At 53.8% G+C, this 14302-nt stretch carries 11 protein-coding genes; 4 read left to right on the forward strand and 7 right to left on the reverse strand.

The window, feature by feature from the left end; translation table 11 throughout:
- The first annotated feature begins 251 nt into the window (after positions 1–251).
- Genes FJ147_13730 through FJ147_13740 form a run of 3 tightly spaced genes read left to right on the forward strand, consistent with a single transcriptional unit; the run spans position 252 to position 3468 of the window.
- A complete protein-coding gene (locus FJ147_13730; protein MBM4256943.1) occupies positions 252–1820 on the forward strand; it encodes a hypothetical protein in 1569 nt (522 codons plus the stop codon).
- A 26-nt stretch (positions 1821–1846) separates the two neighbouring features.
- Positions 1847–2623, forward strand: a complete 777-nt coding sequence (locus FJ147_13735; GenBank protein MBM4256944.1) for a ParA family protein — start codon at positions 1847–1849, stop codon at positions 2621–2623.
- Positions 2620–3468: a ParB/RepB/Spo0J family partition protein gene (locus FJ147_13740; protein MBM4256945.1), complete on the forward strand. Its 849-nt coding sequence runs from the start codon at positions 2620–2622 to the stop codon at positions 3466–3468. The genes FJ147_13735 and FJ147_13740 overlap by 4 nt, the downstream gene beginning before the upstream one ends.
- Before the next feature lie 349 nt (positions 3469–3817).
- Here FJ147_13740 and FJ147_13745 read toward each other — a convergent pair whose 3' ends face one another.
- From FJ147_13745 to FJ147_13770, 6 genes are all read right to left on the reverse strand, one after another.
- Positions 3818–4474: a hypothetical protein gene (locus tag FJ147_13745; GenBank protein ID MBM4256946.1), complete on the reverse strand. Its 657-nt coding sequence runs from the start codon at positions 4472–4474 to the stop codon at positions 3818–3820.
- A 793-nt stretch (positions 4475–5267) separates the two neighbouring features.
- Positions 5268–6143, reverse strand: a complete 876-nt coding sequence (locus tag FJ147_13750) for an alpha/beta hydrolase (protein MBM4256947.1) — start codon at positions 6141–6143, stop codon at positions 5268–5270.
- A 30-nt stretch (positions 6144–6173) separates the two neighbouring features.
- A complete protein-coding gene (locus FJ147_13755; protein ID MBM4256948.1) occupies positions 6174–6977 on the reverse strand; it encodes an N-acyl homoserine lactonase family protein in 804 nt (267 codons plus the stop codon).
- Between the two features lie 48 nt (positions 6978–7025).
- Positions 7026–7967 (reverse strand): NAD(P)-dependent oxidoreductase, encoded by a 942-nt coding sequence (locus tag FJ147_13760; GenBank protein ID MBM4256949.1) that lies wholly within the window; start codon positions 7965–7967, stop codon positions 7026–7028.
- Positions 7968–8078: 111 nt separating this feature from the next.
- Positions 8079–8411: a carboxymuconolactone decarboxylase family protein gene (locus FJ147_13765; GenBank protein MBM4256950.1), complete on the reverse strand. Its 333-nt coding sequence runs from the start codon at positions 8409–8411 to the stop codon at positions 8079–8081.
- A 244-nt stretch (positions 8412–8655) separates the two neighbouring features.
- Positions 8656–9531: a TauD/TfdA family dioxygenase gene (locus FJ147_13770; protein MBM4256951.1), complete on the reverse strand. Its 876-nt coding sequence runs from the start codon at positions 9529–9531 to the stop codon at positions 8656–8658.
- A 319-nt stretch (positions 9532–9850) separates the two neighbouring features.
- On the opposite strand from FJ147_13770, the gene FJ147_13775 reads away from it, so the two are divergent.
- Positions 9851–13171 carry a hypothetical protein gene (locus tag FJ147_13775; protein MBM4256952.1) on the forward strand — a complete coding sequence of 1107 codons (3321 nt, stop codon included), beginning with the start codon at positions 9851–9853 and terminating at the stop codon, positions 13169–13171.
- A 155-nt stretch (positions 13172–13326) separates the two neighbouring features.
- Here FJ147_13775 and FJ147_13780 read toward each other — a convergent pair whose 3' ends face one another.
- Positions 13327–14052, reverse strand: coding sequence for a hypothetical protein (locus FJ147_13780; protein MBM4256953.1), 726 nt, complete (start codon positions 14050–14052; stop codon positions 13327–13329).
- Between the last annotated feature and the right edge of the window lie 250 nt (positions 14053–14302).

Consider the following 14302-nt stretch of genomic DNA (forward strand, 5'->3'; position numbering starts at 1 on the left):
AAGGCGCGGGGACACTAGGGTAAAGGTGGGGACACTAGAGTAAGAAAGTGGGGACACTAGAGTAAGAAAGTGGGGACACTAGAGTAAGAAAATGGGGACACTAGAGTAAATCAAGAAACGAAAAAATCCTTATTTGACAAGCACTTAAGTGTTCTATAAGATGGCTCTCCTATATTCTCCTATTTTTTCCTATTCTCTCCTCTCTCACATGAGGGGGGAAATTTTTCAGGAGAAGGCAAAGAGGAAACGGTATGGAAAAGGGGTTGGAGGTAAGAAGGGGAGCAAAAGGAAATCAGGCGACAGTGATGTCATGGACTGTCGACTATGTGCCAGCAGAACAGAATTTAGAGACAATTGGTTACTTTTCTGCGCGCTATGCTCGCAAGGCGCTCGATGAAAAACAGAAGTCAAAAGTCATCGTTCTCTCTGACAATCGGAGAATCGAAATCGTTCCCTCGATGAAGTATGGATTTCCCAACGCCGAGGATCTCGATTTCTACCGTGCTTTCTTGAAAATTTGTGACGAGCGGGCGCAGTTGGTGAAGGTCGAAGTCGATGGTCAAACCGTCATGCGTCCACGTTTACCCTCGCCGATTGGTTTTTCTAGCCGTGAACTGATTGCGAAAGCTGGACGAACAAAAAACGGGCGTGGACACTCAGCAGTTCGCTCGTGGATCGAACGGCTGAACTCAACCACGATCCACGGCGAACTGTTTAATGCCCGAGAGCGTAAATTTGACGTGCGCATGGGTATCGAGCCATTATTTCGCAAGTATGTCCACGTTGGCCGACCATTGCCTAACGGTGAGATCGCGTCGCAAAATTTTGTCTGGCTTGCTGACTGGTTCGTTGAGAATTATTTTTACTTGTATAGTCGACCGATCGATCTCAAATTTCATCATCGCCTGACGCGAAGCATCTCCAAAGCGTTGTATCCGCTGCTCGATAACGGCTGGTTTGCAGCTAATGGGCACCCCTATACCAAACGCTACTCAGATCTCTGTGCGCTGCTAGACATCCAGGTTTACCAGCAAATGTCACGCGTACAGCAACAGCTTGACCCGTCGAACGAAGAATTATTGCGCGAGAAGTTTGTCGCGTCGTATGACTACCCAGTTGACGCTTCTGGTGCATGGTCTGGAACTGTACGGTGGTGGCCGGGACCGAAATGGATTTACGACCAGGAGCAACGGAAACGACCAAAGGGCAGGAATACAGAGTTGGTGTTTTCAGAGGCAAGAGGCGAGATCGAACTAACCGTAACGTTAAATCCTCAACTGAGTTTGTCACTAGACAGCGCTGACGAAAAAAGTGATGACGGTCTGTATCGAGAGCGTGTGAGCACCTTTTACGAAAAGCTCGGGCAAGGTAAAACGAGCCGAGAAAAATTGCACAGCGGAGCAAAGTTACTCCGTAGCCTGGTTGAGGAAGAAGGGTACACGCTTGCCGATGTGGATTTCTCGCTTGACTGGATCGTTGGCAACGTAGAGAAGAAATTCGACGGACGGGTGAAATCGATAGGGGTGCTGCCACATGTTATCGGCGAAGCTTTGGGGCAGCGCGCTCAGTTAGATAAGAAAAAGCAGAAAACAGAACAGTCGAGCGATAGTGAGAGATCACAGACGAAAATGGTAGCAGAGAGGAAAGAGTTAGAGGTCAGATTGCATCAGTTGCCACAAAAGGAACAGGACAATTTGCGCCAGGTCGCTACTGCGGGGCTGATGGAACAAGGGATCCCGCAACGGTTTCTGCTTGAAGCTATGGTGACAGCGGAAATGTGTCGACTGCTACAACAAAGGGAAATTACGGTCAAAGGTTAAATGGCTCCATAAAGGGGGGACAGACAATGGTGCCTCGCATTGCCGTTGCGAATCAGAAGGGAGGGGTTGGCAAGACAACTCTTGCGGTCAACGTTGCAGCCGCGCTGGCGGAGAAGGGGCATCGAGTGCTTCTCGTTGATCTCGATCCACAGGCGAATGCCACTGCTGGAGTCGGTGTCGAGATTTCCGGGGACACTAAGGCAACGACAGTCTATGATCTTCTGCTTGATCCCAAGATGGATACCGGTTTAGTGATCAGAAAGACCGGGATCTATAATCTCGACTTGATTCCATCCTCAATCGAACTTGCCGGTGCGGAATTGACTTTACCGCAGATGATCGGTGCTGAAAAATTGCTCGACGAGGCACTGGCGCGAACCACCGAGTACGACCGGATCGTCATTGATTGCCCACCGTCGTTAGGGCGGCTCACGCTCAATGCGCTGACTGCGGCAACTCACGTATTGATCCCGGTGCAGGTAGGGAAATGGGCGATTACAGGTACCGCCCAGCTCTGTGAAACGATTGATTTGGTACGGCAGCGACTAAATACGAAGCTCGCGATTCTTGGGGTCGTGTGTACGTTTTATGACAGTCGGACGACACTGAGTCGGGAAATTCATGCCAAAATTGGTGAACAGTTTGGCTCCGGTCTCTTTGCCACAGTGATAAAGACCGCCAGTAAAGTTGGCGAGGCGGCTGTGGCTGATACCCCTATTATTCTCTATGCATCGAGTTCTGAGGCCGCGCAGAATTATCGAGCCCTGACCGACGAGATAGAGAACAGATTGGAACAACAATGAAGAAATCGGCTGCGGAAAATCTGCGAAAATTGACCATTCCACAGCGAGCGCGGACAAGCCTGGAAAACACTTTGGGATTGGAGCGCTCACAGCTATTGACGACGTTAAGTATCGAACGAATTGTCCCGAACGCAGACCAGCCGCGTCGTCATCAATCGGCAAGAAAGTTTGCCGACATGGTCTTGTCGGTGCGTGAACGCGGGATACTACAACCGATTCGGGTTCGGGAACTGCAAGACACGGGACAATATGAAATTATCGCCGGAGAGCGTCGCTGGCGTGCCGCCAAAGAGGTGGGATTACGAGAAATTCCTGCGGTAGTAGTGCGACAGCAGAGCCAGGAAGAGGCCTATATCGACGCGTTGGTAGAAAATGTCGTGCGGGAAGACCTCAATCCGATCGATCGAGCAGAAGCGTTGAGCAAAATAAAAGTGCACCTAGGTGCACACTCAACCTGGGACGAAGTTGCCGCCTCGGGAATGCTTGGCATCAGTCGGCGACAAATTTTTCACCTCTTGGGTCTGACTACCCTCCCCGACGCGGTCAAGGAAGATATTCGCAGTAATATCCTCAGTGAGAAACATGGACGCGCCTTACGTTCGCTGCGCGATACACCGGTGCTGCAGGCCCAGGCCCATGAGGCAATGAAGACCCAGAAGATGTCGGGAGATGAAGCGCTCACGTTCGTGAAGCAGTTAAAGCGCAGTGCTGTTGTCGCAACGCAGCAAGTGCTCAAAATCTATTATCGTTCTAACGAAGAATTGATTGCTGCTTTAGAAGAGAAGCTGCAAATGTTACGCACACAAAGCCACGGCGAAGCCACACTCGATGAAGCCACTCAATAATCTCCTGTGTTCCGCGATTCGATTTAGCGTGCGCTGTGCGCACGATGTGCTTGCCAGCGTTGCTTCCCGTGCGCATGGCGTACGCGACGGCATCAGTCACAACTTAATGAGAAATCGCTGTGTTTTTAGGTGCTCCGTTGCGAGTATGGGTTCCTTCTCCCTCAGGGAGAAGGTCAGGATGAGGGAGTCGAGAAGCCAAAAGCCTTGAGTTTTCTTCCCCTCACCCTAGCCCTCTCCCTGAGGGAGAGGGAATTACTGCACTGCCAACAGCTTAAGTCGTGACTCGTGACGCTACAGTCTCTCCGCAGACAACTCCAAGTGTACCAATCTCCGGTAGTTTGATTGAGCCTCACTCCTCGTTTTCGTACCTTTCCACGCGCCTTAACACATCTGCATATCGCTCCAGTCGCTCCGGTCCGAAGACTTCTCTCACTACCAGTTCATCGACTTTGTCTCGCAGCGCCTCATCACTGAATACTTCAGGGTTCCCCCCGGCTCTTTCAGTCAACCATTCCACTGCTTGCTCGGTTATTCTGTTCAATGTCTGCGGACTCAGCGACCGCTTACAGGCAAGAAATAAGTCACGATCCTCGGGTGTGAACGCGACATACAACGGTGGTGTCCGAAGGCCACCGGTTTTTGTCGCCTGCTCTTGACCTTTACGCGGTAGAAATGCTGGCCGTGCCGTTAACGTTGACAATAACTGGATGTGAAATGTCGACGCACCATGACTCTGCCAGATCGTCTTGATTAACTTCTTGGCACGCAGACCACGCAACGCTCGTTGTAAGGTGCTCATCGATACTCCACATTGGGTTGCCAATTCGCTATAACGACAACGAGTAAACGACACCCCTTCTGCATGCGAGAGACGAAACAAGCGGTGATACACCACTTGCTCGGCAATCGTCAAAAAAGGCAACAATTCATCCATCGCTTCGATGTATGCCCTGCCGGTTGTCGCCCATACCAACTCAACACTTTCAGCAAATTTGGACTCGCTCATAGCAAACATTTTTTCCCAATCAATTTGACCGGTCATATTGATGATAGGCGAGTTCGTCCATAAAAGCAAACTCGGCTGCGTGGGTTTGGTGATTCCCTCAATCAGTTGCAGACGCGCCGTCCATACTTCGGCAGGCTCAGTAAGAACGGGGATTTTAGATGATTTCCGAAAAAGGGAATCCCTGAGATGTCGAAGTGATGCTGATAGTGGCGGGCAGAGCCTCATCAGTCACAACTCAAGCCGTTAGCAGCAGCATAATTCCCTCTCCTCAGGGAGAGGGCTAGTAGTCAGTCCATTTAATTTTGAGGGATAGGGTTTCGTCATGCCCGCGCACGCGAGCGTCCAGGGAAATTCAGCAGTGCCCTGTAGTTAAGCCTCCTGGATTCCCGCATTCGCGGGAATGACGTCCCTTGAGTTATCCATCAAAACTTCCTGGACTATCTACCAGGGCGAGGGGATAAAAAATAGCGGCTTTTGTCTCTTGGCACCCTCATCCTGACCCTCTCCCGGCGGGAGAAGGAACCCATACGCGCGGCGCTCCAGCTAAAACACAAGGATTTTTCCTTATGTGGTGACTGGCGGGCTGTGCCCGCCACCAGAGACTGCGGGATATTTTTTCCAAGAAATCGCCTTAGCCTGACGTCAGCCCGTTCATCCTGAGTCCTCAATAGCGCCCGCGCTAAACGCCTGCCCATGAACAAGAAAAATCTTGTTCATGGGCAGCTTGTCAAAGGATGGTTTGTTCTTTACCCATCTCTGTCTCAAACAGGATGCCCATGGTAGTCCGACGCGCTCACCGCAGTAGCTTCACCCCGGCCGCAGCTCGCGCATCACGTAGCCCCCATTTGCCCCGCTCAACCGTACTGAAAAATTCTTGAATCTCTCGATTGAAGGCTGCAGGTTCTTCGAGATTGATCGCGTGTCCGGTCCGGGGCTGCACAAACAAACCAGCCGACGGAATCGCTCGCTTCAAAAATACACTGGTTTCAATACAGGGTTCGTCTTCATCGCCAACGACCACCAGCGTGGGAATGGTAAGCTGTGAAAACTCTTTGGCAAAGTCGTAGAGTGACGGGCGTTCCCCTTGAAAGTTGCGCATCGTCAATGAAGAACCTTTGGCGGAATGTTGACTCAAGTGATCGACGGTCTCACGCCAACCGCGCGGATCTTTATTCTGCAGTTGAACCCGTGTGGGGCTGACTCCCATCTCTTCTGCGACAGCTTGCATCCCGGCACTGAGGAAACGCTGCGCTACCGCTGCACACTGGGTCCTGAAATCTTCACGTTGTTCACGGGGCGAACCGCTGCCAACGCCAGCCGCGACTAGGGCACTGGCCATATCGGGGTGGCGTAACCCGAACATCAGGGTGGCATATGCGCCTTGACTCAGGCCGACAATATGTGCCTTCGCAACACCGCAATGTCGCATCACCGCGCCGATGTCATCGGCAAAATTTGTATAGTGATAGGCGGCTGGATCGTCTGGCACATCGGACGGCGTATACCCTCGCGCTGCATAGGTGATGCAGCGGTAATTACGTGAAAAGTAACGTACCTGACTTTCCCACTCTCGATGATCGGCGGCGAATTCGTGCACAAAGACCACCGGGTACCCATTGCCAGTCTCTTCGACATAAAGCTTTACGCCGTTAGCATTCGCGTATGACATGATAATCTCCACATGTTCTTGTGTTGTTGGCTAGATGGTTGGCTCAACGTCTAAGCGGACAACGATATCTTTCAGAGGATCTGACGCGGCCGGGTATCTCTGCATGACCAAAGGGTCATGCCCAGGAATAACGTGACGCTTTGAAGTTGCGAGTCGTTCGACCGTACGAAATGCATCGAGCGTCGCTGCAATATCTACAACCGCGATGAACGGACGGTTGGTTTGGATATTCTCGTAGTAATGGCTGGAGTCAGAGGCTAAGACCACATGGCCACGCTCGGTATTCACCCGCACGACTTGTAACCCGGCAGTATGACCAGGCGCAAAATGGACGCTCAATCCAGGAGCGAGATCTACGTCGCCATTGTACAGCTCAAGTCGTTGTCTAAAGTTGAGCCGCACGATCCCAACGATGTCCTCTTCCTCGAACCCGTGGGCAAAATAGGGATAGCGGATATGCCGCCCGGTCGCGAAGGCCAATTCCTTTTCTTGGAGATGAAAACGGGCGTGGGGAAGTTTGTCGAAGTTGCCAACATGGTCGTAGTGGAGGTGTGTCAGCACAACGTCGGTCACAGCATCCGGATCGATGTCGAGCAAGCGCAAGCTTTCGATCGGACAGCGCAAGAAGGTGCGTTTGCGACGTGCAGCTACTGGCGCGTTAAACCCGGTGTCAACGAGAAAAAGGCGATCTGCTCCCACTATCACCCAGGTAAAATAGTCCATTGGCATCGGACCATCGTGGGGATCGCCACCGATAAAATGGTCCGCACGGCGAGCGTCGCGCGTGGCATATTTGAGCGCGTAGATTTTGTATGCGGGGATTTTTTCCGGCATTATCTATTTCCTCCGGCGGTAGGGGGCAAGTTGCGCAGCCCATCACGCTTATTTTCTACCTTTGTCGTCCCGCTCCAGTGCCGCTTTAAGACGCTCGGGCTCGACAGCGACCTGCACCGCAGCTCGTTCTTGCTGCAGAAGCATTGCTGACCGCGAGTCACGATCGCCCCAGCCACGATTTAGTGCAGCGGTCAATTCATCGAGTGCGAGATTTGCCATTGGCATCGGTACGTGTAACTCACGTCCAAGAGCGGTCGCCAGCGTGACATCCTTATGCGCCAACCGCAGAGCGAATGCTGGTGGGTCGTAGGTATTGGGCAAGAAATGATTGGCGAGCGCATCGAAGGTGCGCATACGACCAAGTGCTCCCTGACGGACAGCCTCCCACAGGGTCAATGGGTCGACGCCGGCCTTTACTCCCATAGTGGAGACTTCGGACAGCACCCGGTTGATCGCATAGCCGGCGCAGTTATGCACTAACTTTGCGACAGTGGCAGACCCGATCGGTCCGACGTAGCGCGCCTGATCACCAATGGCGTCGAGCACGGGTTTGTAACGGTCAAACGTTGCCCGATCACCGCCAACCCATATAGCCAGCTTGCCACTGGCAGCGCCCCGCGGACCACCGCTCACCGGGGCATCAAGCATTGGTAAACCTCGAGCTGCGAACGCCTCGTGCACCCGACGTACGACATCGGGCGAGTTGGTCGACAAGTCGAAGTACGCACTTCCTGCCCGCATTCCAGACAGCAAACCGCCTTCACCTAATGCGATTTGCTCTACTTCTACCGGACCAGGTAACGATGTGAACACGACATCCGACATGGCCGCGACGTGATACGGTGACTCGGCCCAGCTTGCACCGCTCGTGAGCAGATCGTTTGCAGCCTCACGACGCAAGTCGTGAACGATGAGTTGATGACCTGCCTTCAGAACATTGGCAGCCATTTTTGCACCCATCGTCCCAAGTCTGATGAATCCTACTTTCATGAAAGCCTCCGAATAAACCTTCAGCGTTCAGCATGGTGCTAACAAAACAGGTGGCGAAGGTAATTGAGAACGGCTGAACGCTGATACTTTGTGTTGGCTGTGCACGACGTGTTACTGCTGTTCGAAAATATCGTGAGCGACGGTCGCTGCGGTCATCGCCGTCGGCCAACCAGAATAAAAGGCCAGGTGAGTGATCAACTCGCCAAGTTCCTCTTTGGTTACGCCATTTTCAAGCGCACGGGCAATATGCACACGCAACTGTTCAGGCCGGTAGGTGGCCATCAGTGCGGCCACAGTGATCAAGCTGCGATCGCGTTTCGATAAACCTGGGCGTTCCCATACATCGCCAAAAACGACCTTTTCGGTTAGGTCAATGAGTTTTGGTGCGACCTTACGAGCTTTTTCGCGAGCTGCGGCCACTGCAGGTGATGGTGCGGTTGCCATGATTCCCTCCTCTATGATTTCGGAGGCTAGCTCTAGCACTTCGCGCGGCAAGAGGCCAGAGGAATCAAGTTGTACCGCGGAGATGCGACGTGTGGCGTCTCCACGAGCCGGAACTCAAGGATACTTACAAGGTACTAGTGCCGTGTCTCGCAAGTTTATTAGCAGGGAAATCGTGGGGCGCGTACCACGCGCCAGTCAGTTGGCGCGCTTCGCACGCCCTTCAACTCAAGGGCGGTTGCAGGTGCTACGCAGGGACTGGCAACGGCACATCGAGCGTAGTCACGCGACGCAGCTCTCTACGATATTTCCCGTCAGCGAACGGTGTCGCGCGATGCATAGTCGCCCGATTGTCCCAAATCACCAGGTCTCCCTCACGCCAGACATGGCGATAGATAAATTGTGGTTGGGTGGCATGCTCGATGAGTTCGCGCAACATGAGACGACCCTCAGGAATGGGCCAATCAATGATCTTGGAGGCGTGAGAGGCGACATATAAGGATTTGCGTCCGGAGCCTGGCAGAGTGCGAATGAGTGGATGAATGGCACCTTTTAAGATTTCTTGTTCTTTTTCCGAGAATTCAAAGCCTAAGACGTGTCGCGAATAGGCGATGGAATGATGAACTCTTAGCCCCTCTAGCTGCTCTTTCATCTCTTGCGGCAAGGTGTCATAGGCAGCGTGCATGTCAGCGAACTGAGTGTCAGCGCCGACGGGAGGAACGACTTTCGCGGCCAACATTGAATAGCGACCGGGCGGATCTTGAAAGGAGGCATCGGTGTGCCACAGACGGTTACCAAGTCCGTACATGCGGCGCCGATCATCTGATCCGAGAATGTGACCAGTTTCGTCAAGGTTCGAAATATCAGCCAAGGCCTCGTTTCCCAAGCGACTTTCCTGCAATGCGCTGATCCCTGTCTTTGTGTGAAGCTCGCCATCAAAACGCTGAGCGAAGGCGACGTGTTCATCGTCAGTCAGGAACTGGTCATGAAATACGAGGACCCCATAGCGGTCCATTCCGGTACGAATCTCCTCTAAGGTCGCGCGGTCATGGACGTCTCGCAGGTTGATGGGGCTGACCTCGGCAACGAACAGCGGATGCATTTGGTGAAATGTCAGAGCCATAGCAAGTTCTTCCTTAATGAAGAAAAATTCGCAGTCACACTAAGATGTGTGCTAGAGAGTGTCAATCATAAAGTGCGGAGTCAAACACCAATGCGCAACTTCGCTCCATGTTACATTGTGCCGTTGCTTTAGAAATTCCTCTCGGCGTGTTACATAAACGACTTGACCAATGGCGCGATAGCGTTATTGTCTTGGTTCACATGCGTAATCTGTACTTCGTCACGTTCAAGCTCAAAGGTCCTGTAGCTCATCATGGCTACTGGGGTTGCTGTGGAGTCGTAATGGGCCGTATGCCAGGGCCACGTAAGAGGTGGTTGTAATGGCGGTGGTTATTTCCGACAAATATGAAGTGATTGGCCAGCTCGGACAAGGTGGCATGGGACTGGTGTATAAAGTCCGCCACACCCGCCTCGATACCATATCGGCCTTGAAGGTCCTTCCCGCGTACCTGATGAAAGAACAAGACATCGTAAATCGCTTCAATCGTGAAGCGCGTGTCATGGCTCGTCTCAATCATCCCAATATCGTCAAAGTTCTCGATATCGAGCAGGACAAGGCGCAAAATCTCTACTACTTCGTCATGGAGTACATTGATGGTGAGACGCTGGGCCGTCACATTCGCAGCACGGGATCATTGCCGCTCCCAGAACTGCTCACGATCTCGCATCAGGTCGCGGACGCGCTGAATTACGCGCATTGCCATACGCCGCCTATTACCCATCGCGACATCAAGCCCGCCAACATCATGATCGAGGACCGCACCTCACGGGTGGTGGTGATGGACTTTGGCATCGCTAAGGAACTCGGTGATGCTGACTCTACTAGGACCGGCATGATGATTGGCACGTTCAAGTACGCCTCGCCTGAGCAGCTGCGTCAAGAAAAGCTCGATGGGGGTGCCGATGTCTATTCGCTCGGCATGGTGATGTACGAGATGTACACCGGTAAGCAGTTCTTTGGCGGCCTGGATGAGCAACAGGTCTTGCGGCGGGTTCTTTTTGATACGACCGAGAATGAACCGCATTTCGACCAGCCGCCGCCGGCTGCATTTGCTGATCTGTTGACACGTGCTATGGCGAAGGCCCGCGCCCAGCGCTATCACAGCATGGGAGAACTGTTGGAGGCGATCAAGGCTTGTCAAACGTTCAGTGTCGAAGAGGAAGAAACCGGCACCATGCTCATTTCCCAACTCGGACTGAGAGAATCGGCAACCCCTCCACCTGCTGGGGATATCGATGCTCAGATCCGCAAACTTGAAGAGGAGCGGGAGCGTCGTCGCATTCAGCCCTTTCAGACAAAAGCACGTGAAGCGCGTGAACATGCGACCCGTGAAGGGGCCGCCGATTGGGCGACTCCAATGTTCCAGCAGGGTCTTACATCTGAAGCTCAGGGAGCAAAGAGTTTACAATCGTTAGACTTCGCGGCGGCGCAGCAGGCTTTTGAAGCGGCGATCGAGAGCTTCACCCGCGCCGGCACAGAAGCCCACGCAACCGCAGCGAAACGACAAGCAGAACAAGCTAAGGCCAGTGTCGCGGTGGCAAAAGAGAAAGCCGAGCACGCCGGCGCGCGTGATCTGGCACGGACCAGGTATGCGCATGGCTGTGAGCTGGAATCACAAGCTGATGCACTATTGGCAAAGAATGAGTTGCAACAAGCAGCTCAACTCTATGGTGAAGCACTGCGTTCATTTGCCGACGCGCAGGCACAAGCACGGCGAGAACAGGCGAAAGCAGACGCTGAGAAGGCACGGATCCAAGCGGAGAGCGCTAAGGTCGCTGCCGAAGAACAGCGCGCTTCTCAGTTCGTCATGCGTGTCTTTCGTGAAGCCACTGAACAGGACCAGCGAGCGAGCGTCGCTATTCAGCAAGAGGAATTTACCCAAGCCCGTGAACTGTACCTGGCTGCCACGCAAACGTATGAGCGGGCGCAACGTGAAGCACTGAGCGAGAAACAGCGGCTGGAAACGATGGCGTTGCTGGAGCAAGCCAGAGAGGCACGCCGCCAATCCGAAGAAGTCCACGCACGTGAGGCGGGTGCACCGTCGTTTCAACAAGCTGTGATCTTGCACTCCGAGGGCGACTCTCACCTGCAAGCCAAAGCGTATGACCAGGCCAAGCAAGCATACCTGCAGGCTCGCGATCGCTACGAGCAGGCCACGCAAGAAGTTGTCGTCGAACGGGAGCGAAAAACCATAGCCACAGTTCGCCAACAGCTACAGCAGGCCCAAGCCCAGGCGGATCAGGTGGGTGCGAAAGAACGCGCTGCTGCTGCCTACGAAGAGGCTCAACGTGTAGTTGCTGCAGGGCAGGAGAGCGAACGACAAGGGCAATACAGTGAAGCCCGAGATCATTACACGCAGGCCACGCAACGCTTTCAACAATTGACGCGTGAGAATGCGGTGCTGGCCGCACGAGAACGAGCTGACGCCGCTCGTCAGAAAATGACAGAAATCGCGCAGGGTACTGAACCGTTGCAAGCCTGGGCCAAGCCGAGTTGGAGCAGAGCGCAGGAGCGAGCGCGACAAGCTGAAGAAGCGTACCGAAAACAAGAGTATGGTCGGGCGGCAGATTTCTACACGCAAGCAGCACAGGCGTATACGCAAGCGCGTGGCGATGCTGAGCAAGAACAGTTGCAGCAGGAGACTCGGGACGCGCAACAGCGAGCGCAGTCGGCCAAGGCTCGCGCTGAACAAGAGAATGCCGCACGCTATGCGGCACAGTTATGGCAGCAAGGTCTGGAGGCCTACCATCAGGCGGAGCAGCAGAACCGGGCAAAAGAGCTGGCGGTAGCGATGCAACGCTACAGGAGTGCGGCTGAGTTGTTGACCAGCGCCAGCGAGACTGCCCAGAGAGAGCGGAAGAAGCTAGAGGCATCTGAAACCCGCCAGCCGGCTAGCACTACCCAGCCGACCATCGCGACGCTAGAAGCTGCGCGGCTACACACCAGCACTGCCCCCGCCAGTGAACAAGAGCAACCTCGACAACAAATGAGAGAGGCTGAGCCGCAGGGAATCGTCACCAGGAAACAGGTTCAAGAAGCTGACATCGTACGTCCTGCAGCGGCTAGCGCGTCGAGTTCTAAAGAACGTGCTGCGATAGCTGCACGGGAAAAGGTGAACGCCGCGTACGCTGAGGCGAAAAAGGCTGGAGGGGAGGAGTTACTGCCTGGTCAATATATCGAGGCAGTGTCACAATTGCGTGAAGCAGAACGTCTCTTTGGGGGAGGAGACTTCGATGATGCACGGGGTCAATTTGAACGCATCGCCGTCCGCTGGGGGCAGATTCGGCAGGATGCCGAGGGAGCGCGCCAAAAGCTCGCAACCGAGGCGCGTAGGGCTCGCGCGCATGCGTTACGCAGACAAGCGGGTGATGTCAAAGGCAAACACAAGCGACAAATAGAACGAGCACTCACCAACGGTGATCATCTTTTGCAGCAGAAACAGTATGATCAAGCGCAGGCAGCGTATGATGAGGCGTTGGCTCTTCTGAGTACGCTCCTGCCAGGGCAGCACCAGATCCCACCGGGAGTTCCGAACGCAGATGGGCGATCAGCATCTGTCGCGCAAACCGGGGGGGCAATGGCCAGAGTACTGACCACTATTACTGGAATTGCGCGCAAACTCTGGGGCAGACCCGGCTAACCCAGGAATCCGAGCGTTAGGAACACAAACATAGCGACGATTAGCGAATCTGAATGTCAAAACTCATTGGTGCGCAATTCACTGGCCTGTATCCTTCAACTGAGTATCGTAGCAACACATGGCCTCAATTGGCGATTGGGCGATGAGCGTTGACATCAATGAAAATCACGACTGGTGACCCGTACCGGAAGTTGTCGCACGTGCGGAATCCACAACTGCTCGGCGACGAGATGGACAACGCCGTCCTGCGATTGCAAGCGGCCAGTGACACCAAGTAAAGTTGCGGTCTTGGCGATGACCTTATACCGAGTATATACCGTTGCCCAGAGGACAACATTCACGAAACCAGTTTCATCTTCTAACGTCATGAACACAACGCCTTTCGAGGTGCTGGGCCGCTGACGACTGATGACGAGGCCAGCATAACGAACTCGGGCGCCGTTCGGTAACTGTTGGACAACCCGAGCTGGCGGAAGACCCTGTGTGTCAAGCTCAGCCCGAAGCACTTGCAATGGATGGCCACGGACACTGTGGGCAGTGTGTTGGTAGTCCCAACGGATTTCTTCACCCTGAGTGAGAGAAGGGAAAGACGGGAGAATCTCTCTTGACGGCAAGGCCAGAGAATCAGAGGTCACATGTGTAGCAGCCTGGACCTGCCACAACGCCGTACGTCGGTTTCCTCCGAGACTGGCGAGGGCTCCAGTTGCAGCCAGCGTGGAGAGGCTGGTCTGACTGAGGGCGATTCGTCGCATCCAGTCTTCAAGGGAGGAAAAGCTCTTGCCGCGCCTCATGGTCACGATATGCTCTCCGTCCTTTTGCGATAATCCTTTGACGTATCGTAAGCCCATGCGGACGGCTAAAGTTTGCGGAGTTTGTGCCATGCAGAATTCTCTCTCGTTGTCCTCGTCTCCTGAACGCCGAACGCTATTGGTTTCTAACGTGCACTCCCACTGACTGTGCGTGACATCAACAGGAAGAAACGAAACCCCGTGACGCTTGGCATCGTCAACAATCGTCGCTGGGCTATAGAACCCATCCCTGTAAGGGTCGGTTGACTACCGTCGCATCGCCAGAATCCGCGCAGTCGATACGTGCGTTTGTTTTTTGCCACTCAGTTTGTGAGGTACTGGC

The organism is Deltaproteobacteria bacterium (assembly GCA_016874775.1).
Taxonomy (GTDB): Bacteria; Desulfobacterota; Binatia; order Bin18; family Bin18; genus VGTJ01.